General features: G+C 45.3%; 22 protein-coding genes and 1 pseudogene. 15 read left to right on the forward strand and 8 right to left on the reverse strand.

The features are described from left to right. Window positions 1–30 precede the first annotated feature (30 nt). The 5 genes and pseudogenes from BT_RS19595 (at window position 31) to BT_RS19615 (ending at window position 4,640) form a co-directional block, all read left to right on the forward strand. A pseudogene (locus tag BT_RS19595) lies at window positions 31–1,711 on the forward strand (DUF5686 family protein). A gap of 88 nt (window positions 1,712–1,799) precedes the next feature. Further along, complete coding sequence (locus BT_RS19600; protein ID WP_008760805.1) at window positions 1,800–2,462, forward strand: redox-sensing transcriptional repressor Rex; 663 nt, start codon at window positions 1,800–1,802, stop codon at window positions 2,460–2,462. Beyond that, window positions 2,462–3,076 carry a fumarylacetoacetate hydrolase family protein gene (locus BT_RS19605; RefSeq protein WP_008764144.1) on the forward strand — a complete coding sequence of 205 codons (615 nt, stop codon included), beginning with the start codon at window positions 2,462–2,464 and terminating at the stop codon, window positions 3,074–3,076. Before BT_RS19600 ends, BT_RS19605 begins: the two co-directional genes overlap by 1 nt. Window positions 3,077–3,115: 39 nt before the next feature. Then, window positions 3,116–3,595 (forward strand): 2-C-methyl-D-erythritol 2,4-cyclodiphosphate synthase, encoded by a 480-nt coding sequence (gene ispF / locus BT_RS19610; RefSeq protein WP_008764145.1) that lies wholly within the window; start codon window positions 3,116–3,118, stop codon window positions 3,593–3,595. 37 nt (window positions 3,596–3,632) lie between these two features. Continuing rightward, window positions 3,633–4,640: a metallophosphoesterase family protein gene (locus tag BT_RS19615; protein ID WP_008764146.1), complete on the forward strand. Its 1,008-nt coding sequence runs from the start codon at window positions 3,633–3,635 to the stop codon at window positions 4,638–4,640. Here BT_RS19615 and BT_RS19620 read toward each other — a convergent pair. Next, the gene (locus tag BT_RS19620) at window positions 4,615–5,493 is read right to left on the reverse strand and encodes a hypothetical protein (RefSeq protein ID WP_008764147.1); all 879 of its coding nucleotides are present in this window, start codon (window positions 5,491–5,493) and stop codon (window positions 4,615–4,617) included. The genes BT_RS19615 and BT_RS19620 overlap by 26 nt on opposite strands. Window positions 5,494–6,397: 904 nt before the next feature. Between BT_RS19620 and mnmA the strand changes: the two genes are divergently transcribed. From mnmA to BT_RS19660, 8 genes are all read left to right on the forward strand, one after another. Further along, window positions 6,398–7,486: a tRNA 2-thiouridine(34) synthase MnmA gene (mnmA, locus tag BT_RS19625; RefSeq protein ID WP_008764148.1), complete on the forward strand. Its 1,089-nt coding sequence runs from the start codon at window positions 6,398–6,400 to the stop codon at window positions 7,484–7,486. Window positions 7,487–7,510: 24 nt separating this feature from the next. Then, the gene (locus BT_RS19630) at window positions 7,511–8,866 is read left to right on the forward strand and encodes a S8 family peptidase (protein ID WP_008764149.1); all 1,356 of its coding nucleotides are present in this window, start codon (window positions 7,511–7,513) and stop codon (window positions 8,864–8,866) included. An 89-nt stretch (window positions 8,867–8,955) separates the two neighbouring features. Next, complete coding sequence (gene xseA / locus BT_RS19635; RefSeq protein ID WP_008764150.1) at window positions 8,956–10,209, forward strand: exodeoxyribonuclease VII large subunit; 1,254 nt, start codon at window positions 8,956–8,958, stop codon at window positions 10,207–10,209. Window positions 10,210–10,220: 11 nt separating this feature from the next. Then, a complete protein-coding gene (xseB, locus tag BT_RS19640) occupies window positions 10,221–10,427 on the forward strand; it encodes an exodeoxyribonuclease VII small subunit (protein WP_008760813.1) in 207 nt (68 codons plus the stop codon). A 51-nt stretch (window positions 10,428–10,478) separates the two neighbouring features. Beyond that, on the forward strand, window positions 10,479–11,498 hold the full coding sequence (locus tag BT_RS19645) for a branched-chain amino acid aminotransferase (protein WP_004305537.1): 1,020 nt from the start codon (window positions 10,479–10,481) through the stop codon (window positions 11,496–11,498). A 40-nt stretch (window positions 11,499–11,538) separates the two neighbouring features. Then, window positions 11,539–12,162, forward strand: coding sequence for a DUF975 family protein (locus tag BT_RS19650; protein ID WP_008760815.1), 624 nt, complete (start codon window positions 11,539–11,541; stop codon window positions 12,160–12,162). A gap of 110 nt (window positions 12,163–12,272) precedes the next feature. Further along, the gene (gene trmB / locus BT_RS19655) at window positions 12,273–13,031 is read left to right on the forward strand and encodes a tRNA (guanosine(46)-N7)-methyltransferase TrmB (protein ID WP_032840567.1); all 759 of its coding nucleotides are present in this window, start codon (window positions 12,273–12,275) and stop codon (window positions 13,029–13,031) included. An 88-nt stretch (window positions 13,032–13,119) separates the two neighbouring features. Beyond that, complete coding sequence (locus BT_RS19660; RefSeq protein ID WP_008764152.1) at window positions 13,120–14,217, forward strand: Mrp/NBP35 family ATP-binding protein; 1,098 nt, start codon at window positions 13,120–13,122, stop codon at window positions 14,215–14,217. Between the two features lie 68 nt (window positions 14,218–14,285). On the opposite strand, the gene BT_RS19665 is transcribed toward BT_RS19660, so the two are convergent. The 4 genes from BT_RS19665 to BT_RS19680 all read right to left on the reverse strand — a co-directional run bounded on the left by BT_RS19665 (window position 14,286) and on the right by BT_RS19680 (window position 19,470). Further along, on the reverse strand, window positions 14,286–15,143 hold the full coding sequence (locus BT_RS19665; RefSeq protein WP_008764153.1) for an energy transducer TonB: 858 nt from the start codon (window positions 15,141–15,143) through the stop codon (window positions 14,286–14,288). Between the two features lie 47 nt (window positions 15,144–15,190). Next, window positions 15,191–17,113, reverse strand: a complete 1,923-nt coding sequence (locus tag BT_RS19670; RefSeq protein ID WP_008764154.1) for a TlpA disulfide reductase family protein — start codon at window positions 17,111–17,113, stop codon at window positions 15,191–15,193. A gap of 144 nt (window positions 17,114–17,257) precedes the next feature. Continuing rightward, window positions 17,258–19,087 carry a M56 family metallopeptidase gene (locus tag BT_RS19675; protein WP_011109009.1) on the reverse strand — a complete coding sequence of 610 codons (1,830 nt, stop codon included), beginning with the start codon at window positions 19,085–19,087 and terminating at the stop codon, window positions 17,258–17,260. 17 nt (window positions 19,088–19,104) lie between these two features. Then, window positions 19,105–19,470, reverse strand: coding sequence for a BlaI/MecI/CopY family transcriptional regulator (locus BT_RS19680; RefSeq protein ID WP_008764156.1), 366 nt, complete (start codon window positions 19,468–19,470; stop codon window positions 19,105–19,107). Here BT_RS19680 and BT_RS19685 point away from each other — a divergent pair. Then, a complete protein-coding gene (locus BT_RS19685; protein WP_011109010.1) occupies window positions 19,469–19,702 on the forward strand; it encodes a hypothetical protein in 234 nt (77 codons plus the stop codon). The two genes, BT_RS19680 and BT_RS19685, sit on opposite strands and share 2 nt — an antisense overlap. A gap of 163 nt (window positions 19,703–19,865) precedes the next feature. After that, on the forward strand, window positions 19,866–20,426 hold the full coding sequence (locus tag BT_RS19690) for a porin family protein (protein WP_070751130.1): 561 nt from the start codon (window positions 19,866–19,868) through the stop codon (window positions 20,424–20,426). Window positions 20,427–20,595: 169 nt separating this feature from the next. On the opposite strand, the gene BT_RS19695 is transcribed toward BT_RS19690, so the two are convergent. From BT_RS19695 to BT_RS19705, 3 genes are read right to left on the reverse strand one after another with little or no spacing between them, the layout of a single operon-like run. Beyond that, window positions 20,596–21,855: an ABC transporter permease gene (locus BT_RS19695; RefSeq protein ID WP_011109012.1), complete on the reverse strand. Its 1,260-nt coding sequence runs from the start codon at window positions 21,853–21,855 to the stop codon at window positions 20,596–20,598. After that, on the reverse strand, window positions 21,855–23,036 hold the full coding sequence (locus tag BT_RS19700; RefSeq protein WP_008760823.1) for an ABC transporter permease: 1,182 nt from the start codon (window positions 23,034–23,036) through the stop codon (window positions 21,855–21,857). The genes BT_RS19695 and BT_RS19700 overlap by 1 nt, the downstream gene beginning before the upstream one ends. A 2-nt stretch (window positions 23,037–23,038) precedes the next feature. Continuing rightward, window positions 23,039–24,031 carry an HlyD family secretion protein gene (locus BT_RS19705; protein WP_011109013.1) on the reverse strand — a complete coding sequence of 331 codons (993 nt, stop codon included), beginning with the start codon at window positions 24,029–24,031 and terminating at the stop codon, window positions 23,039–23,041. Window positions 24,032–24,104 lie beyond the last annotated feature (73 nt).

Genomic DNA, 24,104 nt, shown 5'->3' on the forward strand with positions numbered 1-24,104 from the left:
ATAAAACGAAATAAGACTAATAAACAGAAAATGATGAAACGATCCATAGCGTTTGCTCTCATATGTTCTTTTACTATTTCTCTTTGGGCACAAACATTTAAAGGCAGAGTAGTTGATCTTGCAGGAAATCCGATCCCCTATGCGGCACTCTATCTGAAAGAACTTAAAACAGGCTTCACCACCGATGATAACGGCTGTTTTCAGACCTCGCTCCCGGCGGGACAATATACCTGTGAGGTTTCTTCTTTAGGTTTCGCTGGACAAACATTCTCCTTTTCCATATCTGCCGGAGATGTGGAAAAGAATATTGTGCTCTCCGAACAAATATATAGTCTGCGGGAAGTGAATGTGGTGAAAGATGCGGAAGATCCGGCCTATTCCGTAATGCGTAAGGCGATTGCGAATGCTCCTTATTACCGGACACAGGTGAAGGGATTTAGGGCCGGAACCTATCTGAAAGGCACAGGAAAAATGAAGACTATTCCCGCAATTCTAAAGCTGTCGAAGGAAGTCAGAAAAGAGTCGAAAGAGTTTCCTGATGGGCAAAACCTATCGTACTTCAGACAAGAAAGCATGGATTGGCTGGAAAGGCTTGCCTTCCTATGTGTCTGAGTATAATTTTGTGGATGGCTTCTGGCTGGGAGCTAAGTTTGAAACAGGGTTGAAGCTATCGGAGGCATCTACTTTGCGATTCACTCCTTCTGCTTATTATACCACTGCCCGTAAAGCGGTAGCAGGGCAAAGTGAACTCTCCTTGAGTTATGCTCCGAGGCGACGGGGATATCTGGAACTGTCCGGCGGAGTTCTTTCTGCCGATTATAATGGAGAAAGTGGAGAATCCCGTCTGATAAATACCGTTGCCTCTTCTTTCTTCGGGCGGAATGATGTGAAACTCTATGAGAAGCGTTTCCTGTCTTTCCAAAATAAGATCGAACTGGCGAATAGTTTGTTGCTTTCTACCTCGCTTTCCTGGCAGCGACGACAGATGCTGGAGAATCATATACACCGGAGCTGGTTCAAGAAAGAAGCGGAGTCGAATATTCCGGACAGCCGGGCATTCTATCCGATGCCGGAAAATGAATTATTGAAAGCTTCCTTTGCCTTGGAATATACACCGGCTCATTATTACCGGATGTACAGAGGAAAGAAAGTATATGAAGAATCCAAATGCCCTACCTTTACATTGCGTTATGACCGTGCTTTCCCGTTGAAAGGGGCTTTGCCTTCTCCGTCCTATCACTTGGCGGAGTTTTCGGCCAGGCAGAGCATAGAGTTCGGAATGTTTAATACACTAGACTGGGCTGTTAATGCCGGAACATTCTGGAATAAGAGCGGTATGCAATTCCCCGATTTCAAGCATTTTGCGACCACAGGTTTGCCGGTGACGGAACGCTCGTTTGATACAGGATTCTCTTTGCTGGATAATTATGCATACTCTACCAATACCCGTTGGGTACAAGCTAATATTTCCTGGTACACACCCTGTCTGTTGCTGAAATTTCTTCCTTTTCTGAAAAAGAAGAACCTCGATGAAGCGCTGCATCTCCGTACACTTGTGGAATACGACCGCCGTCCCTATTCGGAAATCGGTTACTCCATCGGATTCATGAAACTGGCACGGTTAGGCGTCTTCCTTGGCTTCGACAGTTTGAAATACCGCTCGGCGGGAGTTTCCGTCAGCATTCCGTTGTCAACGTTTGCGGGAGAATAGCACCTGTGTAGAAATAGTATGAATCATTCTTGCAATTCCGAAAAAAAACGTATTTTTGTCAATCTTATAACCTGAATAAATAAAAGAAATGGCCGAGAACCAAAAGATACAGCAGATAGATTGTACGAAAGTGCCGGAGCCTACTTTGCGCAGACTGCCTTGGTACTTGTCGAATGTCAAGTTGCTGAAGCAAAGAGGCGAACGTTTTGTCTCTTCTACGCAGATATCTAAGGAAATAAATATTGACGCTTCACAGATAGCAAAAGACTTGTCGTATGTGAATATCTCCGGGCGTACACGTGTAGGGTACGAGGTCGATGCGCTCATTGAGGTTTTAGAGCACTTCCTGGGGTTTACGGAGATACATAAGGCTTTTCTTTTTGGAGTCGGCAGTCTGGGAGGCGCACTTTTGCAGGACTCCGGTCTGAAGCATTTCGGGCTTGAGATTGTGGCTGCTTTTGATGTAGACCCGACTTTGGTCGGCACTAACCTCAACGGGATTCCTATCTACCATTCGGACGACTTTCTGAAGAAGATGGAAGAATATGACGTGCAGATTGGCGTGCTGACCGTTCCTATCGAGATTGCCCAGTGCATCACAGATATGATGGTGGACGGGGGAATCAAGGCAGTCTGGAACTTTACCCCGTTCCGTATCCGTGTACCTGAGGACATCGTGGTACAGAATACATCCCTTTACGCTCATCTGGCGGTGATGTTCAACCGCCTTAATTTTAATGAAATCAAATAATGAAGATTATTGCCGTAGGAATGAACTATGCCCTGCACAATCAGGAGCTGGGACATACATCCGTAAATAAAGAACCGGTTATTTTCATGAAGCCCGATTCGGCTATTCTGAAAGATGGCAAACCGTTCTTTATCCCCGATTTTTCGAATGAAGTACATTATGAGACGGAGCTTGTAGTACGCATCAACCGTTTGGGAAAGAATATTTCTCCCCGTTTTGCCAGTCGTTATTATGATGCATTGACGGTAGGCATTGACTTTACCGCCCGTGACCTGCAACGGAAATTCCGCGAAGCGGGCAATCCGTGGGAACTTTGCAAAGGTTTCGACTCTTCTGCCGCTATCGGCACCTTTGTTCCGGTAGACCGCTACAAAGATATCCAGTCTCTGAATTTCAATCTGATGATTGACGGCAAGGAAGTGCAGCGCGGCTGTACAGCCGATATGCTTTTCAAAGTTGATGACATCATTGCCTACGTCAGTAAGTTTGTGACTTTGAAGATTGGCGATTTACTATTTACGGGCACGCCTGCCGGAGTAGGGCCGGTCAGTATCGGTCAGCACTTGCAGGGATATCTTGAAGGAGAAAAGCTGCTTGACTTCTACATACGTTGACCCGTGTATTCTTTATTTGACTCATTTATTAAATAGCTTATGAAAATAAGAGTAGGTTTTGGCTTCGACGTACATCAGTTGGTCGAAGGTCGTGAATTGTGGCTGGGCGGTATCCGTCTGGAACATTCCAAAGGGTTGTTGGGACATTCGGATGCTGACGTATTGCTGCATACGGTTTGCGATGCCTTGTTGGGAGCCGCCAATATGCGCGATATCGGTTATCATTTTCCGGATACTGCCGGAGAGTACAAGAATATCGACAGCAAGATTCTTTTGAAAAAGACAGTGGAACTGATTGCGACCAAAGGATACCGTGTCGGGAATATCGATGCGACTATTTGCGCGGAGCGTCCCAAACTGAAAGCCCATATCCCTTTGATGCAGGAAACGATGGCAGCCGTCATGGGAATCGATGCGGAAGATATCTCGATCAAGGCAACTACGACGGAGAAACTCGGTTTTACCGGACGGGAAGAAGGCATTTCCGCTTATGCTACTGTGTTGATAGAGAAGGACTGACAAAGCAGATTACTAACCCCCTTAAACAATAAATAGTATGAATCGAACTTTAAAATTATTCTTAGCACTGGTCTCTTTGTGTATGACCGTCTTCTGCTTCGCCCAAAAGAGCGAATTACGCTTCAATAAAGACGGTAAATTTAAAATCGTACAGTTCACCGACGTCCATTTCAAGTATAAGAATCCCGCTTCCGACATCGCATTGGAACGTATTAATCAGGTACTCGACGAAGAACAACCTGATTTTGTAATCTTCACCGGAGATGTCGTTTATTCTGCTCCGGCAGATAAAGGTATGTTGCAGGTGCTGGAACAGGTATCGAAGCGTAAGCTGCCGTTTGTTGTCACTTTCGGCAATCATGATAATGAACAGGGAATGACGCGGGAACAGCTATATGACATCATCCGTCAGGTACCCGGCAATCTGATGCCGGATCGTGGCTCGGTCCTTTCTCCGGATTATGTCTTGACCGTGAAAGCCTCTTCCGATGCGAAGAAGGATGCAGCCGTCCTGTATTGCATGGACTCTCATTCTTACTCCCCGCTGAAGGATGTGAAAGGTTACGCATGGCTCACGTTCGATCAGGTCAACTGGTATCGTCAGCAGAGCGCAGCCTATACAGCACAGAACGGCGGGAAGCCATTGCCGGCACTTGCTTTCTTCCACATTCCTGTGCCGGAATACAATGAAGCAGCTTCCGACGAAAATGCCATCCTGCGCGGAACCCGCATGGAAGAAGCCTGTGCTCCGAAACTGAATACAGGCATGTTTGCTGCCATGAAAGAGTCCGGAGATGTGATGGGAATATTCGTGGGACATGATCATGACAATGATTATGCAGTGATGTGGAAAGGAATCCTGTTGGCTTACGGTCGTTTCACAGGCGGAAATACAGAATACAATCACCTGCCGAACGGTGCCCGTATCATCGTGCTTGATGAAGGCGCCCGCACGTTCACTTCCTGGATTCGTCAGAAAGACGGTATTGTCGACAAAGTGACCTATCCGGCAAGTTTCGTCAAAGACGACTGGACCAAGCGTTAACTATTGCCAGCTTCACATTGCTGAGGCGGGTATATTTGGAACCGTAGCTTTCGAACAGGCGTGACACCCGCGCCGATGCTACATATATAATTTCTCCCGGGCGATATTCATGCTCTATTCCGGATAGAGTGCATGATACCGTACTGGGAGTTTTTGATGGGATGCTCATCGTCACCAGGTTGCCGCTGGCGTCGTTCAGAGTCAGTATCTGCTTGACGAAAAATTGCGGAGTCGTTCCGTATACTCTTGTTTTATACGGATCGTCTTCCAGGCGTACCCGCATGACTTTCAACTTTAAGTCCGTCAGCTTCTCGTTCACTTCTCCTAGATAGCGGCTTTTTCGGCGTACCTCTTTGCTCTTCCGCAGCATCACGTCCAGATGTACCGAATGATATGCCTGCGCTATTTTGACGAAACGCTCCTGTTTGGGAATCTTCGGAGTAAACTTATAGGCGATCCAGCTTAGATAGGCAGGATCGACTTTGAGGATTTCGTGCAGGAAGTGTCCCCTGTATTTGCCGAAAAAGATGAGGTCGTCACCGTTGCTCTGCATTCTCTTCTCGTTGTAATCCATCAGGATGAGGCACCGTCGCGAATAATAAAACATGGTGCTTGCTATCCGCAGGGACTCGTTGATATCCGGAGATAAATCGTGTATATAGAGAATCGATTGCTTTTCGGGCAGGGGAGAGTAGAGCCAAAGGGAATAGTTGGGCTTTCCCGGTCGGGGCAACACCACCAGATAAACCCCTGCCTCTTTAAAGGAGGCTCTGCCTCGGTTGTATTCATTCAGTTTGGCATACAATAAGGCTTGCTCGCTTTCGGAAATTCCCGGTAATTTTGGATTAGCCATAATTGTTCTCGCTTTTGGTATAATTCAAATATACTGATTTTCTTTCAGAAAAGCAAGCCTTGGCGGGAGTTTCTTCGAATAAAGCCTGTTGGTGAAGTTAACTCGTTTCCGATTCAGATTTGAATCAACCGCTGATTCGCATTAATAGCTAATAAAGCGAAAATAAAAATTAAGTCCGAAGATTATTCTTCTCATAACATCATAAGGTGTTCAGATCAATGACACAAAAAGAGAAAGGTAGTATTGTAGCAATAATTCATCGATTTACCTAGAAAATAAAGAATCTTTCAAAATCAGCACCCACATCTATACGAAAGACTTTGACTAATTATGCGGTAACAGCCAATCATTTATTAATAAATTCTTTCATCGTTTATTATAAACGTCCTCCAAGTTTATTATAAACTCTAATTTCGTTATTCCTGCAATAAACATCCATTTTAAGCAACAAAAAGGGCTGCAATTCCCATAAGGAATCGCAGCCCTTAGCTTGTATCAGACTATCCAACAAGCATTACCCGGAGTGGGAATGCCTGCAATCTGTTATTATATAATACTTATTATTGCTCATTTTTCGTCTATATTATCAATGTTATTGAATTTGCTTCCGGTTTACACTTACAAAGATACAACATTAAAAGCGGTTTGTCAAGTCCTCCATGCTTCTTTCATACATCTGATTACAAATCATACGGATTTGCGCCGAATGATAGTCAGTAGTATCTTGAATCATTTTTAAACCGTTTTGAATAATTAAAGAGAGAGTAGGAAATGATTGTCTGATGATGGCAATGGGGCTGTTGCCTGTTCATTCATTAGGGGACACAAACTTTTCATTTCCTTTTTTATGGCTGTCTGACTATAATCTTGTACTTTTGTATTCTTCTAATGATTGGAAATTCGGATGAAAGAACGAAATAAAAGAGTATTGGTTGGCATGAGTGGCGGTATAGACAGTACCGCTACCTGTCTGATGCTACAAGAGCAGGGATATGAAATAGTAGGAGTCACGATGCGTGTTTGGGGAGACGAGCCTCAGGATGCCCGCGAACTGGCTGCACGAATGGGAATTGAACATTATGTGGCTGACGAGCGTATACCTTTTAAGGAGACCATCGTGAAGAACTTTATCGATGAGTACAAGCAAGGACGTACCCCGAATCCGTGCGTGATGTGCAACCCCTTATTTAAATTCCGTGTACTGGCGGAATGGGCCGACAAGCTGGACTGCGCCTACATTGCGACCGGACATTACTCCCGGCTGGAAGAGCGGAGCGGGCACATCTATATTGTAGCGGGAGATGATGATAAAAAAGATCAGTCCTACTTCCTATGGCGGCTGGGGCAGGATATACTGAAGCGGTGTATCTTCCCGTTGGGCGACTATACGAAAATAAAGGTGCGTGAGTACTTGGCGGAGAAAGGATATGAAGCTAAGTCTAAGGAAGGCGAAAGTATGGAAGTCTGTTTCATTCAGGGAGATTACCGTGATTTTCTGCGCGAGCAATGTCCGGAACTGGATACGGAGATCGGTCCGGGATGGTTTGTCAACTCCGAAGGAGTGAAGTTGGGACAGCATAAGGGAGCACCTTATTATACCATCGGTCAGCGGAAAGGACTGGAAATTGCCTTGGGCAAGCCCGCTTATGTGCTGAAAATCAACCCGCAGAAGAATACAGTGATGCTGGGAGATGCCGAACAACTGCAGACGGAATATATGCTGGCGGAACAAGACCGGATAGTAGATGAGCAAGAACTGTTCTCATGCGAGAATCTTGCGGTGAGAATCCGTTATCGCAGCCGCCCGATACCTTGTCGGGTGAAACGTCTCGAAGACGGACGCTTGTTGGTGCGCTTTCGTGAGACGGCTTCGGCTGTTGCCCCCGGTCAGTCTGCCGTGTTCTACGATGGACGGCGGGTACTTGGCGGTGCGTTTATCGCTTCGCAGCGGGGGATCGGACTGGTGATCATAGAGAATAAAGACAAATTGTAGAATAAAATAAATAGAGAGATTTAGATGAAAAGATTAGTATTAGCGGCATTGATCCTGACTACAGCGGTGGGAGCATCTGCTCAATTTACCTCTACCGATACCTTGAAATATCGGATCAGCCTCACAGATAAGGCTGCAACCACTTATTCCATCCAGCAACCGGAGGAGTTCCTTTCCAGAAAATCCATCGACCGCAGGTTGAGACAGAAGCTGGCTATCGACTCTACCGACTTGCCGGTATGCAAGAAGTATGTAGATGCCATACGAAAGAAAGGCGTCCATGTGCTTGTCACCGGAAAATGGGATAATTTCGTTACAGTCTCCTGCAATGACAGTATGCTGATCGATGAAATAGCCAAACTGCCTTTTGTCCGTTCCACCGAGAAAGTGTGGCAGGGAAAAGTGTCGGCAGTTACCAAAAGAGATTCGCTGATCAATGATCCGCAGCGTTCGGACAGCCTGTATGGGCCCGCTATCACTCAGATTGAAATGAGCCGAGCCAACCTTCTCCACGATGCCGGATTCAAGGGACAGGGCATGACGATTGCCGTTATCGACGCCGGATTTCATAATGCGGACAGAATCGAAGCGATGAAGAATATCCGCATACTCGGGACACGCGACTTTGTGAACCCCGAAGCGGACATCTATGCCGAAAGCAACCACGGTATGTCAGTACTGTCTTGTATGGCAATGAATCAGCCGAATGTCATGGTCGGCACCGCACCGGAAGCCTCCTACTGGTTGCTTCGCAGTGAGGATGAGGCTTCCGAGCATTTGGTAGAGCAGGATTACTGGGCGGCAGCCATCGAATTTGCCGATAGTGTGGGCGTGGATGTTGTGAATACCTCACTGGGTTATTATACCTTTGACGACCCGACCAAGAACTATCGTTACCGTGACCTGAACGGACACTATGCACTGATGTCAAGGGAGGCTTCGAAGGCGGCAGATAAGGGTATGGTCCTCGTTTGCAGTGCCGGTAACTCTGGCAGCGGCTCATGGAAGAAAATCACTCCTCCGGGCGATGCCGAGAATGTACTGACTGTGGGTGCTATTGATAAGAAGAAGTTACTGGCCCCGTTCTCTTCTGTCGGCAATACTGCCGACGGACGTGTGAAACCGGATGTCGTAGCAGTCGGCCTCAAGGCGGATATAGTGGGCACAGACGGTAATCTTCGTCTGGCCAACGGAACCTCTTTCTCTTCTCCTATCATGTGCGGAATGGTAGCTTGCCTGTGGCAGGCCTGCCCGAGGTTGACCGCCAAAGAAGTGATCGAACTGGTGCGCAGCGTAGGCGACAGATCCGATTTTCCGGACAACATCTACGGTTATGGCATTCCGGATCTCTGGAAAGCATACCAAATGAGCAAAGAATAACGAACGGTCCGCTATTCTTCGTTGTTAGGCTATATCAAATTCGCATCTCATTATAGAAATGTGTCATTCATTTATCGTTAATTATGCCTATGGATTCTCTTTCCCTACTAGAGCTAAACGCGCTTGTCCGGCGAAGTCTGGAGCAATGCCTGCCCGATGAATATTGGATACAGGCAGAACTGAGCGATGTCCGTTCCAACACTACCGGACACTGCTATCTGGAGTTTGTGCAGAAAGACCCGCGCAGCAACAATCTCGTAGCCAAGGCACGGGGTATGATCTGGAGTAATATCTACCGCTTGCTGAAACCTTACTTTGAGGAAACTACTGGACAGTTATTTGCTTCCGGCATCAAAGTCCTGGTGAAAGTAACAGTCCAGTTTCACGAACTCTACGGTTACAGTCTGACTGTTCTCGATATCGACCCTGCCTATACGCTGGGCGATATGGCCCGCCGCCGTCGTGAGATACTCATGCAACTCGAAGAAGAAGGAGTACTGACTTTGAATAAAGAATTGGAAATGCCGGTTCTTCCTCAACGTATAGCGGTCATTTCCTCTGCCACCGCAGCCGGATACGGAGATTTCTGTCATCAGTTGCAGCACAATTCTGGCGGATTCTTTTTCTATACCGAACTGTTTCCGGCGTTGATGCAGGGCAATCAGGTGGAAGAGTCCGTATTGGCTGCATTGGATCGCATCAATGACCGGGTGAACGAGTTTGATGTAGTGGTTATCATACGAGGCGGAGGGGCGACTTCGGATTTATCCGGTTTTGATACGTACCTCTTGGCGGCCGCTTGTGCCCAGTTCCCGTTGCCCGTCATCACCGGTATCGGTCACGAGCGGGACGATACGGTGCTCGACTCTGTGGCACATACCCGGGTGAAGACTCCGACGGCTGCTGCCGAACTTCTGATTCACCGGATCACCGAATCGGCAGATCATCTGGAAGAGTTATCCGCCCGTCTGCAACAAGGGGCGTATGCCCTGCTCGAACAGGAAGGACGGAGGCTGGAAATGATTCAGACCCGCATCCCGAACCTTGTTCACCGAAAACTTACAGATGCCCGCTTTGCCTTGCTGGCAGCCGGAAAAGACTTGGCGCAAGCCACTCAGACCCTGTTGTCCCGTCATCGTCACCGACTGGAACTTTTGCGGCAACGTGTGGCGGATGCTTCTCCCGACAAACTGCTGAGTCGTGGATATAGCATCACGCTGAAAGACGGAAAAGCGGTCACGGATGCCGCTTCGCTGAACCCCGGAGACCAGTTAGTGACCCGTCTGGCTAAGGGAAGTTTCACTTCCGAAGTCCGGCTCGATGAGCATTATTATTCATCTTAAATACAATAAATATGGCAGCTAAAAAAGAAACATACTCTCAGGCAATGGAGCGTCTTGAGAAGATAGTCCGTCAGATAGACAACAACGAACTGGATATCGACACTTTGAGCGAAAAAATAAAAGAAGCCAATGAAATTATTGCCTTTTGCACCGAGAAACTGACAAAAGCGGATCGGGAAGTCGAAAAATTGTTGCAAGAAAGGCGGCAGTCTGAATAATAAAAGTTATTTTTGCGAATCAAAGCGTAAAATAAACTAATACATAACGATATGAAAGAAATAGACTGGGCGAATCTGTCGTTCGGATACATGAAGACAGATTACAATGTGAGAATCAATTTCCGTAACGGCGCATGGGGCGAACTGGAAGTCAGCAGTGATGAACATCTCAATCTGCACATGGCAGCTACTTGTCTGCACTATGGTCAGGAAGCTTTTGAAGGTTTGAAGGCTTTCCGCGGCAAAGACGGTAAAGTACGTATCTTCCGTCTGGAAGAAAATGCGGCACGTCTGCAATCTACTTGTCAGGGCATTCTGATGGCCGAACTGCCGACCGAACGTTTCAAGGAAGCGATTCTGAAAGTTGTAAAGCTGAACGAACGTTTCATTCCGCCTTATGAAACCGGTGCTTCTCTATACATTCGTCCGTTACTGATCGGAACAAGTGCCCAGGTAGGCGTACATCCTGCCGAAGAATATATGTTCGTGGTATTTGTAACTCCGGTAGGGCCTTACTTCAAAGGTGGTTTCTCTACCAATCCGTATGTGATTATCCGCGAGTTCGACCGTGCCGCTCCTCATGGAACTGGTATCTACAAGGTAGGCGGTAACTATGCGGCCAGTCTGCGTGCCAACAAGAAAGCGCACGATCTGGGCTATTCCTGCGAGTTCTATCTGGATGCAAAAGAAAAGAAATATATCGACGAGTGCGGCGCAGCCAACTTCTTCGGAATTAAAGATAATACGTACATTACTCCGAAGTCATCTTCTATCCTGCCTTCGATCACCAACAAGAGTCTGATGCAGCTGGCAGAAGACATGGGCATCAAGGTAGAACGACGCCCGATACCGGAAGAAGAACTGGAAACGTTCGAAGAAGCGGGTGCTTGCGGTACAGCTGCGGTAATCAGTCCGATTCAGCGTATCGATGACCTGGAGAACGGAAAATCATACGTTATCTCTAAAGACGGCAAGCCGGGACCGATCTGCACGAAACTGTATAATAAGTTGCGTGGCATTCAGTACGGTGACGAACCGGATACACATGGTTGGGTGACGATTGTAGAATAATTGATCTTTAAGTATAATCTCTTTTAATTGCGTAATTACTATGTTAAAACAAAATTCAGAGTTGCGTGCTCAGGCACGTGAAGCCCTTCGGGGTAAGTGGCCTATGGCAGCCGTTGCTGCTCTTATTTATTCGGCTATCGCCGGTGGTTTGTCTTCCATTCCTTTTATTGGATGGATCGGTTCTTTGTTGGTCGGACTGCCTGTTGCATACGGTTTTGCTATTTTGATGCTGGCTGTATTCAGAGGAGCGGAAGAAGTTGATTTGGGAGTGCTGTTTGCTGGATTTCAGGAATATAGTCGTATCTTGACTACTAAACTGCTGCAGGCTGTTTATACTTTCCTGTGGTCATTACTGTTGCTGATTCCGGGTATCATTAAGCATTATTCTTATGCGATGACGGACTATATTCTGAAAGACGAACCTGAATTGTGTAACAATGCTGCCATTGAAAGAAGTATGGCAATGATGGAAGGCAACAAGATGAAATTGTTCCTGCTTGATTTGAGCTTCATCGGTTGGGCTATCCTTTGCCTCTTTACTTTCGGTATCGGATTCTTCGTTTTGCAACCCTACGTGCAAGTATCTCACGCTGCTTTCTATGAAGATTTGAAAGCTCAGCAAGGCGGTATTAATATCAATGTAGAAGTAACTGTAGAAAGCTAATAAGCGAATAAATATCATTCTATAGAATGGAGTACGGAGCAATCTGTACTCCATTTATTTTTGTAGTTTACGCCAAAAGTAAGTACCTTTGCGTTCTAATCAGTAATGAGATGGGAAAGAATAAATTAGAGAAGTTTGCCGATATGGCGAGTTACCCGCACGTGTTCGAATATCCTTATTCGGCGGTGGATAATGTGCCTTTTGACATGAAGGGAAAATGGCATCAGGAGTTTTTCGGAAATGATCATCCGATTGTGCTCGAACTGGGCTGCGGACGGGGTGAATATACCGTCGGACTGGGCCGGATGTTTCCCGATAAGAACTTTATAGCAGTTGATATCAAAGGCTCCAGAATGTGGACAGGCGCCACGGAGTCCTTGCAGGCAGGAATGAAGAATGTCGCTTTCCTGCGTACAAATATCGAAATCATCGAACGTTTTTTTGCAGCAGGTGAAGTCAGCGAAATCTGGCTGACCTTCTCCGATCCGCAGATGAAAAAGGCTACCAAGCGGCTGACCTCCACTTACTTCATGGAGCGCTACCGTAAATTCCTGAAACCGGATGGAATCATCCATCTGAAAACCGACAGTAACTTTATGTTCACTTATACAAAGTACATGATAGAAGCCAATCAGCTTCCTGTCGAGTTTATCACCGAAGATTTGTATCATTCGGATTTGGTAGACGATATTCTGAGTATTAAGACTTATTATGAACAACAGTGGCTCGATCGTGGTTTAAATATCAAATATATCAAGTTCCGTCTTCCGCAAGAGGGAGTTTTGCAGGAACCGGATGTGGAAATTGAACTTGATCCGTACCGTAGCTACAACCGTAGCAAGCGGAGCGGACTGCAAACGAGCAAATGATAAGTAATAAGTGACAAGTAATAAGTAACAAGTAATAATAGTAATTGGGTGGAACTATCAATTTTCCACTCTCAATTCTGAACTAATTATGACTCTTTATCCGAAATTAATATTGGATGCGCTGGCAACGGTGCGTTATCCCGGTACGGGAAAGAATTTGCTGGAAGCGGAGATGGTCGCCGATAATCTCCGCATTGATGGCATGGCGGTTAGCTTTTCATTGATATTTGAAAAACCGACCGATCCGTTCATGAAATCAATGCTGAAGGCTGCTGAAACAGCTATCCATACATATGTATCACCGGATGTGCAGGTAACTATTACAACGGAAAGCAAGCAGGCAGCCCGTCCGGAAGTGGGCAAACTGCTTCCGCAAGTAAAGAATATAATCGGTATCTCTTCCGGTAAGGGAGGGGTAGGCAAATCTACCGTATCCGCAAATCTGGCGGTGGCTTTGGCTAAGTTGGGCTACAAGGTCGGTTTGCTTGATGCTGACATTTTCGGTCCTTCCATGCCGAAGATGTTCCAGGTGGAAGATGCCCGTCCGTATGCGGAAAAAATCAATGGACGTGACTTGATTATTCCGGTAGAGAAATACGGTGTAAAACTGCTTTCTATCGGTTTCTTCGTTGATCCGGATCAGGCTACACTTTGGCGTGGCGGTATGGCGAGCAACGCATTGAAGCAGCTGATTGGCGATGCCGATTGGGGGGATCTTGATTATTTCCTGATTGACCTTCCTCCCGGCACAAGTGACATTCATCTGACTGTTGTCCAGACGTTGGCAATGACGGGGGCAATTGTTGTTAGTACTCCGCAGGCGGTAGCGCTGGCGGATGCCCGCAAGGGAATCAATATGTTTACGAATGATAAAGTGAATGTGCCTATTTTAGGACTAGTTGAGAATATGGCTTGGTTTACGCCTGCCGAACTGCCGGAGAATAAGTACTATATCTTTGGTAAGGAAGGAGCCAAGAAACTGGCGGAAGAAATGAATGTGCCTCTGCTAGGTCAGATTCCTATTGTACAAAGTATCTGCGAAGGTGGGGACAATGGTACTCCGGTGGCGCTGGATGAAGATACGGTAACCGGTCGCGCTTTCTTGTCATTGGCTGCCAGCGTAGTTCGTCAGGTAGATCGCCGGAATGTGGAGATGGCTCCGACTAAGATTGTAGAGATGCATTAATAAGTGCTCTTATTCTATTTATTCTAAACACAAAAGAGGCTGGTTTAAACCAGCCTCTTTTGTGTTGTTTATCGTAGTCTAAACATGATAGGGATAGTATATTTCACGGAAACAGGTACTCCATTATTTTCTCCCGGTTCCCATTTGGGCATATTGCTGATGATGCGGAGAGCTTCTGCATCCAGCGTTGGAGAGACACTGCGTACCACTCGTGCATCTGTTATCTGACCATCTTTTCTCACAATGAAAGTCACAATGACTCTTCCTTCTTCTTTTTGTTTGGCTGCGTTTTTCCAATACGTAATGTGCTGTTTCAGATACTGATCCAGTTCTCCTTGTTCTTTGGGAAACCTCGGCATCTTTTGTGCAGTCATAAAGACCTTGTCGGTAGTACTGTCAGGTTGTTGTTCTCCTGTTGCTTTGGTGGTAGCTGCAGGGGTTGGGTGAAAATTAATTGGAAGGGTAAACTTTACGTTGACCACTTTTCCATCTTTTTTTCCCGGTGTCCAGGTTGGCATAGCTGTGATGGCTTGAATAGCTTGTTTATCCAGTTCCGGATGTAAACTGCGGACTACGGCTACACTGGTGATTTCTCCTTTTTTGCTGATGACAAATTGAGTAATCACACGTCCTGCTATACCAAGTTTCTGCACTTCTTCCGGGTATTGAATGTTTTCTCCCAGATATTTGAATAAGGCTTGGGTGCCTCCGGGAAACTTAGGCATTTCGTCTACTGCTTCATAGATTGTTTCATCTTTATCTTTGTTGTTATCGTTAATGATTAACGAATCAACATTTGAAGTGAACGCTTCCGTTGGTTGCACTTTAGCTTCCGCATAATGGCAGAAACCGAGACTGAACGCGATTAGTGCTAAGAGGAAAGGACGTTTCGTTCCGTTCGCTCTTGATAGTTGTTGGTGTTTCATTTTGTTGTATGCTTTTTAGTTAATTGTTACTCTTTGATTAGATGATCTTACTTTTCCAATGCTTTCATCAATTGTTCTTTCATGGTGTCCACTCCGGGGAATCCGGTTTGTTTATAAGTGATGTTTCCTTCTTTGTCAATAACAAAGTAAGTAGGAACGCCCCGGATACTGAACTTCTCACGCAGATAGCTCCACTGTTCATCCGTCACACGGAAATGTTCTCCGTGAATGTCAGGAATCATGTTTTTCCAGGTTCCCAGTGGAGACGTTTCACCTGTGATGTAAAGGTAGATAATGTCTTTGTCTTTCAGTTCTTCTTTCATCGGGAGAATCTGTTTGTTGGCAGACCGGCATGGACCACACCATGTTGCCCAAAAATCAACTAACAGCGTATGTCCCCGGAATTTGGAGATAATGGAGGGGAATAAATCTTCATTCGAAACTTCTCCTGTCTCATTAACGGTGAATCCTGTTTTCTTCTTGTTGATTTCTATTTGTTTCAGCAGGTCGTTGTTCATAGCCAGAGCCATGTCGTTGTATGCTGCGGGCATCGTTGACAGTTCTGCCTTTTGCTTATCGTTAAGTGGATTGAGATCTCTCATGGAGACTCCAATCATCTGTGCCTTCAGATTTTGTATTAAGTAACTGGCAGCTGTATGATTGCTCAGACTCTTAAGAATCTTATCATCTATACCTATACGGCGTATGATGTCAAACAGTATCGGGTATCTGCTGTTGTAACAGGCTTTAGGTGAAAGGATATACGTGAAGTCCTGAAGACTTTCATAATATCCTTGCGGAATATCAATCTTAGTCTCGGCATAGTATTTATTTGCTTTTTCTCCTTCCAGCCCATTCGTCATGATATGAACTAATTTCAAGTTCCTTTCAGTTTCGATAATCTTTAGTGCGGCAGACAATTCGAGGTCTGTATTAATAATCTCCTTATATGCAGGGCTTCCTTTCGACTGTGTGATTTGTTTTCTGAACTCAGGGAGTCGGGCAAGTATTTGAGCTTTATATTCTTCAGCTGTTTTACCATTCAGCTTTTTAATCTGTTGTTGGTATTCTTCATAACTATTACCTTCAGTGAAACTGAAACTCATAGGATGATCAGCCAGCTCTTGCTGTACTCCGGCTAAATAACCTCCGTAATAGATTTCTTTTCCGTATGGCTTTTCTGCTTGGCGGAGATGTGACTGCTTGCGGGCATTTTCGCGAAGATTGATAACGACCGAAGTGGTTTCTCCCGGTGCTAATAAGTAGCTGACAGCTCCAAAAGGAAACCTGATCATGCATGGGGTGACCATGAAGACATTCATCTCATGATAAAACGTTCCGTCATCCTGGATGCGGATTTTTCCTTCCTGAGCTTCGTCTCTTATTACATCTTGAAAATAAAGACTGCCTTTGTTGGGCATCCCTTTTTGGTAGTCAAGGATTCTTCCTTTGAGAATTGCTTTGGCGTATTTAACGACTGGTTCGGGCAGCGTCGTTTTATGGTCTGCTTTGGTGACTGTAACGTCTTTAGGCAGTTTGAACTTGCTGAATGTTTTCTTGTCCAGCTGTATGCCCCATATCTTATATGCTCCCTCAAAGTCTCCTTCAGAGAAATCCAGGCAAGTCACGTTTTGAGGAATGGGTGGGAAAGTTAATTGGAATTCGGCTTCGCCGGATTCGGGCATCCAGAACTCTTTGTCCAGTGTAATGCCGATTCCCTTCCGGACAGGGTATAGGTTGCCATTGTTGTCTTTCAGTACACTGCCGGTTGCGATCTTTATCCAGTATTTGGGCCGATAGAAAGCTTTGATATACACAGTGGTGACTGTGTCACTCATGACAATTTTGTCTATCTCTATACTTGAGGAACTCTGAGCTAAAAAGGGAGGACGTTCTACGATTCTGTCTTTAGCTTGTGTCATACAAAGTATGCTTAGCAGCAAACTTATCATTAATGCGAATCTTTTCATACGATTAGGCTTTTATCTCCAACAAATGTAATCATATTATTGTAATTATCTATGCGAAAACAGAAAAAGGAGCAGAATCGTTTACGATTGCTCCTTTTTTCTGTTATTTACTTGTTAGGGGAATAATGATATTTTCGGTTTTGCTTATTGAAGTCGGAATGTAATAGGGAATGTATATTCTACGGCAACGGCTTGTCCGTTCTGTTTTCCCGGTTCCCACTTAGGCATACCCCGCACTACACGAATCGCTTCAGCGTCCAACCATGCCGACGCGCCTTCTAATATTTTTATATTCGACACGTTACCGTCTTTTCCGATGACAATCTGGACCAGCACTTTTCCTTGTTCCTTATTCTGCTGGGCCATAGTCGGATATTTTATATTTTTGGCTAAGTAGCGCATTAATCCCTCCTGTCCTCCGGGAAATTTAGGCATCTCGTCTACGACTTTGAAAGTTGGTTCATTATTGGGTGTGGCTTCTTTAGGACCATAGCCCACCACTACGACCTCTTCAAACTTTTCTATTGCTACTGCTTCGGGTGTTTCTGCCGGTTTTGCAGGTTCCGGACCGGACAGACGGAAAGTTACGGGAACCGTAAATCTTACGTTCACAGCTTGTCCTCTTTGCTTGCCGGGTTTCCAATTAGGCATGGCAGCAATCACTCGTTCAGCTTCCTTGTCAAGATAGGGGTCTACGCCTCGAACTGTTTTAACGTCGGAAATACTACCGTCTTTTTTGACTACGAACATCACAATCACACGTCCTTGCTTTCCATTTTCATGAGCTGTTGCCGGATATTTGATGTTCTTGGCGAGATATTCCATCAATGCTGATTGTCCACCGGGGAAGTCGGGCATTTCTTCTACAACTTCAAATACGACAGAATCATTTACAGTAGCACTTTTAACGGGTGCCGGAGGGGGAGGAGGAGCTACCTCTTTTGTTTTCTGCATTCCTTTTTTATCCTGTAATGTCGCTACTCCCGTCATTCCATCGGGAAGTTCCGGACCATTGGCGAGTTCGGTTTGCGAAACACCTTGTTCTTCCGGTGCTGCCATCATTTCTTTGGCAAATTCTTTCGTTGTACGAGCTACTACTTCGATGTTGCTGATAATCATCAACAGGGCAGCCAAGGGAAGGAACATCAGATATTTAGTCCTTCCTATTTCTTTGGTTCTTCGTTTATTCATCATTTTGATACGATTTTTAAGTGGTAAAACATTGAAACTATTAGATAAATTTGCTGCAGCCTTGTGATGTGCCAGTCCCAGCAAGTGGTACTGGTATGATTTACTATCATGTCCCGTCTCTAATACCCGGTGATCTGCCATGTATTCCAGATTACCTCTGACTTCCCGTTTCATCAGCCAGACGAAGGGATTGAACCAGCAGAAAGTACACATAATCTCGCTGACGAGTACATCTGCTGAGTGATATTGGCGGGCATGAGTCTCTTCATGCGTGATTATTTCGCTGATCTCGGATTCTGTATGCGATTCCGGATGTATGAATATCCAGTGGAAGAAGGAAAAGGGGCCTGTACCTTTCTTTAATATGTGTACACGTGATCCTTGTATCGTGCTTTTCGGGCATAGGAAATGCAATCGTATGATACTGCCCAGCTGGATCAGGAAGCGTAGGGCAAGAAGTAATACACCGGTCCAGTAGATAAATCCCAGAATTTGTGGGATTAGCTCCTGCCAGTTGGCCGTTGTTTCCTGTGGTGCCTCGATGATTTGCTCCGGAAGTATGATCGTAGCATAAAGATCTGCCATTGCCACCATCGGCTCCTGCTCCTTTATCCACTCTTGAATATTCAGTAAGGGATAGAGCAGAGAGATGCCAAAGAAGCATAACAGAGCGGTCCGTCGCCAGTGGAAGAAGGTGTCTTTATGAAAAAACAACCGATAGAAAGCGTAGAACAATGCGATGGCTACGTTTATCTTTAAGAAATAGGCAAGTTCCGGAGTCATATCGATAAAGTTTCAGTTTATTTTTCTTTTCCTTTCTCTATCAGTTCGATAATGTCCTTAAGGTCATCCGTAGATATCTTCTGGTCCTTTGCAAAGAAAGAAACCATTTCCTTATAGGAGTTCTCGAAATAGTTGCGGACAACTCCACTCATGAAGTGGCGTTTGTATTCATTTTCACGAATAGAGGGAGTATATTGGTAGGTATTCCCTATATGTTTCGATTTAACGTATCCTTTCCGTTCGAGATTTTTCACGATGGACGCAACGGTGGTATAAGGTGGTGCCGGTTGCGGAAACTTGGATACGATGTCCTTTACGAAACAGTCTTGTAACTCCCAAATGTAGATCATTACTTCTTCTTCTTGTATAGTTAACTTTTCCATGGAGATGATGTTTAATTACGATTCTTTCGCAAAGCTACGAATATTTCGTAATAAAGCAATAGCTAGTCGGTTAAATATTGTAAATGCCTGTTTGGAATGGGGTGATTTGCGGGTAAAAGCCCCTAATTCTCGTAAGCATGAAAATAATGTGGATAAACGTTATATTCATCCAAATAAGCAATCTTTAGGACATTTAGGTGAACAAAAAGCCTATCGTGGCTTTTTTATATAAAATAAATGAAATACTTTTGTAGAGTATAATAGAACGTATGTTAATAAAAGGAGAGTGCGTTTCAACACAAAGCAAAGCTTGAAAGATTCCCCGTACTCGATAATGAAGCTATTAACTATGCAGCCCGGAGGGAGGAGGGAGGCAAACTAAAAAAATGACTGATATGAAAAAAGGTTTGATTTTTGTGCTGTTTGCACTTGTTTCTATCGTTTCTTATTCTCAGATTTCCTGGAATGCTAAGGTAGGTATGAACATGAGTAATTTCACAGGAGACGCTGATACGGACATGAGAGTAGGTTTTAATGTTGGAGTGGGAATGGAATATCAGTTTACTGATATGTGGTCTATTCAGCCTTCGTTGATGTTTACTCAGAAAGGTGCAAAACTGGGTGATATCAAGGCTAATCCGATGTACCTGGAACTGCCGGTAATGGCTGCTGCAAGATTTGCTGTGGTAGACGGACAAAATGTAGTTGTAAAAGCCGGTCCGTATCTGGCATGCGGTATTGCCGGTAAATACAAGATGAATGGCGTTAAGGAAGATTTCTTTGGTGACAACAGCGGAGGTAAAAGATTTGACTTCGGACTTGGAGTGGGTGTTGCTTACGAAATCAACAGATTCTTTGTCGACCTGACCGGAGAATTTGGTTTGACTAAAGTGTATGATGCCAGTGGCTCTCCTAAGAACATCAACTTCTCTATCGGAGTAGGTTACAAATTCTAATTGAATTATATTCTCTTTATAATACCATTCATAAAGTCCTCTGCCCAATAGATGGAGCGGAGGACTTTTTCATTTCCTCCCATAAAGAATTTTCTCTTCCTATAAAGAAAAACGATGTATACTTCCGAAGAAGCACACATCGTACTAAACTCTCTCCCTTTTAATTGTCTCAATCGGTCATCTGTTTGGCCAGATTCTCTTTTTCTTTCAGTTCTTTATATCTCTCTATGGCGTGTTTCCGGCTCATCAGTATTTGCCAGCGGTATACCCAGCAAGTGGTGAGGAAATAAACGCCTGCTTGTATCCACAGTGCCTTGTATTCAAAGGCGACTTCGCTTAAAGTAGCTCCCATATTATTGATCTTCACAAAGCCGTTGATGCCGAATGTGGACGGGAAAATGTAAGAAACATATTTCCAGAACGGAGGAATGGCGGCTCCCGGCCACGAGATACCGGAAATAAACAGCAGCGGTACGGAAGTGAATACAAAAATCAGCATACAGGTTTCCCGGTTGCGAATGGCGATGGAGGTGGTCATTGCAAAGAAAATGCAGGCTGCCAGATAGGGGGCGACAAATAATACCAGTGAACCGGGTTGCCCGATTTGGTTGAGGCTGAATAGTCTTGGCACGATATGCAGCACGTAAAATGATACCAGTACGTACACAAGGAAGTAACTTAGCCCCTTGCCAAGTACAATTCGCAACGTTCCGTTATAATGCCGGTTGATGGGGACAAGGTCTTTAAACCGGTTGTTTTCCCGGGCAGTTCCTGCTGCCAGTCCGATTCCGAGCAATAGCGTTTGCTGTATGATCAGCACCAATACGGCAGGAATCAGGAAAGCGGCAAAACCGGCTGTAGGATTAAAGATGGAAATCTCTTCATATTCTATCGGATAACCGGTGATTTCGTCCTGTCGCTCGGTCGTGTTCCCGCTACGCGCGATCTTTATATCTTTATTCATATCCAGTGATACGGCCGTATTGGCGATCAGCATGGATTTATAGTACAGCAATCCGCTCATGTCGCAATAGATGCTGACTTGCGTCTGTTTCCCTTTGGCGATGTTGTCGCTGAAATCAGATGGGATATAGATGATGCCGTATGCAAGCCGGTTCTTCAGCATTTGCTTGGCTTCTTCCATATCGGCACAATAGGCAACAATCTGAATGTCCGGTGTGGCATCCACCTTCCGGAGATATTCGCGGCTCAGGGATGAATGAGAGTCATCGACTACAACGGCCGGAACTTCTCGTACTACTTCATTGTCATAGATAAAGCTGTACAGTAACGGATAGCCCAGTGGGACGAGGATAAAGAAAATCAGTACCCCCTGGTCGCGGAAAGTTGTCTGAAACTCGCGCTTCCAGATATAAAACAGGTCGTTGATGCCTTGGGCTATCTTGTCTTTAAATTTTATATCTTTCATCAGGGTATGTATTTATAGTAAACCAATGCTTCTTTCAAGCGGTGAACCACAAAGAAGGGAAGCATCATGAATATTAATAATGCCATATAGTTGGACCATGAGTAAGCCATGCTGTATCCGTTGAGCGCCTGATCTACATAAATCAGGAAATAATGACGTAACGGAAACAGGTTGCTCAAGGCCTGCAAAACAGGATTCATTGCCATCACCGGAAAAGAAAAACCGGAGATGGAGAATGAAATCACTCCCCACAAGGAGGCAAAACTTAATCCGAGGCGGAGTGTAGGCAGTGTACCTATCATGACGATGCCGCAACACTGGGATGCCAATACAAGGCAGAGCGTGGCGAATATCATCGGGAAGATGCCACTGTTGCAGGGGAAATGCAGAAAACCGTACAGGTATACATTATAGAATATCCCCATTATGAAAAAGACCACCGTATGCGGAAGCAGTTTGCCTGCCAAAGCAATGTAAATGGAATTGTTACTCATTCGCAACCATTCACGGGCAGTGCGGTCTTTGATTTCTACACCGATAGAATAAACGGTAACCATGAAGATGAGCAACATGAGTACTCCCGGTATCAGTGTATTGCACAGGTATACCGAATAGTTCAGCCACGGATTGTTCAGTGGATGTGTGTCAATCACGATCGGTTGCAGGAAGCCCATTGCCTGATCTTCCGTAGCCCCTTTGGCGTACAGTACGCTCCTTGCCGCAGAGCCGGCAGTGAGTTCTCCCATCATTTTCATGTCTCTGAATAGTAAAGAACCTGCAATCAGATAGGAGTAATTGGTGTAGAAAGAGATTTTGGGCTGCCGTTGGCTTTGTGCCTCTGCCGACAAGCCTTTCGGGATATAGAAGAAACCGTAGATCTTGCCTTCCTGCACAGCGATACGCGCGTCCGTCACATTGCTGTAATGAGCTACGACACCTGTTTGCGAGAAAGCATCCAGATTGCGGACAATGTTGCGTGAAGTAGACGAGTCATCCATGTCTACCACGCCGGCCGGAAGATTCTGCGGAAGGCCCGAATCCATCAGGGTTGTGAAAAATAGGTAGCAGAATAATGGAGCGATGACCATGCAAAAGAGATAGAGCGGGCGTGATACTAACCGCCTGCACTCCCTCTGCATGACCTGCCATAAGGCTACATATTTCTTCTTTCTCTCTTTCATGATTATTTGTTAATGATGACGGACATACCCGGACGGAGGTTCTCCACTTTTTCCATCGGAGAAGCTTTGACTTCAAATGTCTTCAGGTCGAACTGACCGGTAGTCTTGGTTGCCTTCCAGGCAGCGTAAGTACCTAAGTCTTTCAGATAGTATACTTTGAGTTTGACTGTTTTATTATCCAGTGCGGGAACAACGGCTTCAAATTCTGCTCCCATAGTCAGGTTTTTGAGCAAGTCTTCGCGTACGTTGAAAGTCACCCACATATCATTGAGTTCGGCTATGTTCATGATAGGGGCACCTGTACCTACCAATTCGCCTACTTTCGGGAAAATCTCGGAAACTTCTCCGGCAGCCGGAGCAATCAGATAGGTTTCCTTAATGTAAGATTCTACTTCGGCAACAGCTCCTTTTGCACGGTTCACCAACGCTTCGGCAGCCATCTTGTCTTCACGTTCCGCACCGTTCTTTGCCATTGTATATTGTGCTTTGGCAGCTTTCTCGGTAGCGATGGCAGCGTCGCGTTGTGCGGTAACCTCGTCCAGCTTTTGTGCGGGCATCACTCCTTGTTCATACAGGTTCTTGACTCTCTTGTATGATTTCTCGGCAATTGTAACACCTGCCTGAGCTTTCTGCCACATTTCATAGGCTGCCTGAATCTGTTCTTCGCGTGCACCTTTGATTGCTTTTTCGTTTTGTGCCTGAGCGGCAGCTTCGGCGGCACGTGCCTGCTCCATTTTAGCCACTACATCGGGGGCTTCCAGAATAGCCAGTGTATCTCCGGCATTTACGCTTTGTCCTTCTTTCACGCGAAATTCCAGTATACGTCCCGGAACTTTGCTTGAAACGCGGTATTCGGTAACTTCAGCCTGCCCCTGAATAATCTCAGGACCTTTGCGGAGCATGAAAAAGCCAACGACTGCAACGATTGCAATAACTCCCAGTAAAGTAAGAAATGCAAGCAGCATATTGCTGTTTTGTGATTTTATAGGTGCCATATTATTGATGAATTTTAAATTACGAATAATAAATTGATTGAATACCTCAGTCTTTAATTGTCAATTGTCCATT

This window comes from Bacteroides thetaiotaomicron VPI-5482, assembly GCF_000011065.1.
Lineage (GTDB): Bacteria > Bacteroidota > Bacteroidia > Bacteroidales > Bacteroidaceae > Bacteroides > Bacteroides thetaiotaomicron.

Coding starts and splice junctions, on each gene's coding strand:
- BT_RS19665 (WP_008764153.1), bottom strand. CDS start 15,143: ATGAAACACCAACAACTATCAAGAGCGAACGGAACGAAACGTCCTTTC.
- xseB (WP_008760813.1), top strand. CDS start 10,221: ATGGCAGCTAAAAAAGAAACATACTCTCAGGCAATGGAGCGTCTTGAG.
- BT_RS19645 (WP_004305537.1), top strand. CDS start 10,479: ATGAAAGAAATAGACTGGGCGAATCTGTCGTTCGGATACATGAAGACA.
- xseA (WP_008764150.1), top strand. CDS start 8,956: ATGGATTCTCTTTCCCTACTAGAGCTAAACGCGCTTGTCCGGCGAAGT.
- BT_RS19615 (WP_008764146.1), top strand. CDS start 3,633: ATGAATCGAACTTTAAAATTATTCTTAGCACTGGTCTCTTTGTGTATG.
- mnmA (WP_008764148.1), top strand. CDS start 6,398: ATGAAAGAACGAAATAAAAGAGTATTGGTTGGCATGAGTGGCGGTATA.
- BT_RS19605 (WP_008764144.1), top strand. CDS start 2,462: ATGAAGATTATTGCCGTAGGAATGAACTATGCCCTGCACAATCAGGAG.
- trmB (WP_032840567.1), top strand. CDS start 12,273: ATGGGAAAGAATAAATTAGAGAAGTTTGCCGATATGGCGAGTTACCCG.
- BT_RS19695 (WP_011109012.1), bottom strand. CDS start 21,855: ATGAAAGATATAAAATTTAAAGACAAGATAGCCCAAGGCATCAACGAC.
- BT_RS19620 (WP_008764147.1), bottom strand. CDS start 5,493: ATGGCTAATCCAAAATTACCGGGAATTTCCGAAAGCGAGCAAGCCTTA.
- BT_RS19705 (WP_011109013.1), bottom strand. CDS start 24,031: ATGGCACCTATAAAATCACAAAACAGCAATATGCTGCTTGCATTTCTT.
- BT_RS19670 (WP_008764154.1), bottom strand. CDS start 17,113: ATGAAAAGATTCGCATTAATGATAAGTTTGCTGCTAAGCATACTTTGT.
- ispF (WP_008764145.1), top strand. CDS start 3,116: ATGAAAATAAGAGTAGGTTTTGGCTTCGACGTACATCAGTTGGTCGAA.
- BT_RS19660 (WP_008764152.1), top strand. CDS start 13,120: ATGACTCTTTATCCGAAATTAATATTGGATGCGCTGGCAACGGTGCGT.
- BT_RS19685 (WP_011109010.1), top strand. CDS start 19,469: ATGGAGATGATGTTTAATTACGATTCTTTCGCAAAGCTACGAATATTT.
- BT_RS19675 (WP_011109009.1), bottom strand. CDS start 19,087: ATGACTCCGGAACTTGCCTATTTCTTAAAGATAAACGTAGCCATCGCA.
- BT_RS19680 (WP_008764156.1), bottom strand. CDS start 19,470: ATGGAAAAGTTAACTATACAAGAAGAAGAAGTAATGATCTACATTTGG.
- BT_RS19630 (WP_008764149.1), top strand. CDS start 7,511: ATGAAAAGATTAGTATTAGCGGCATTGATCCTGACTACAGCGGTGGGA.
- BT_RS19600 (WP_008760805.1), top strand. CDS start 1,800: ATGGCCGAGAACCAAAAGATACAGCAGATAGATTGTACGAAAGTGCCG.
- BT_RS19650 (WP_008760815.1), top strand. CDS start 11,539: ATGTTAAAACAAAATTCAGAGTTGCGTGCTCAGGCACGTGAAGCCCTT.
- BT_RS19690 (WP_070751130.1), top strand. CDS start 19,866: ATGAAAAAAGGTTTGATTTTTGTGCTGTTTGCACTTGTTTCTATCGTT.
- BT_RS19700 (WP_008760823.1), bottom strand. CDS start 23,036: ATGAAAGAGAGAAAGAAGAAATATGTAGCCTTATGGCAGGTCATGCAG.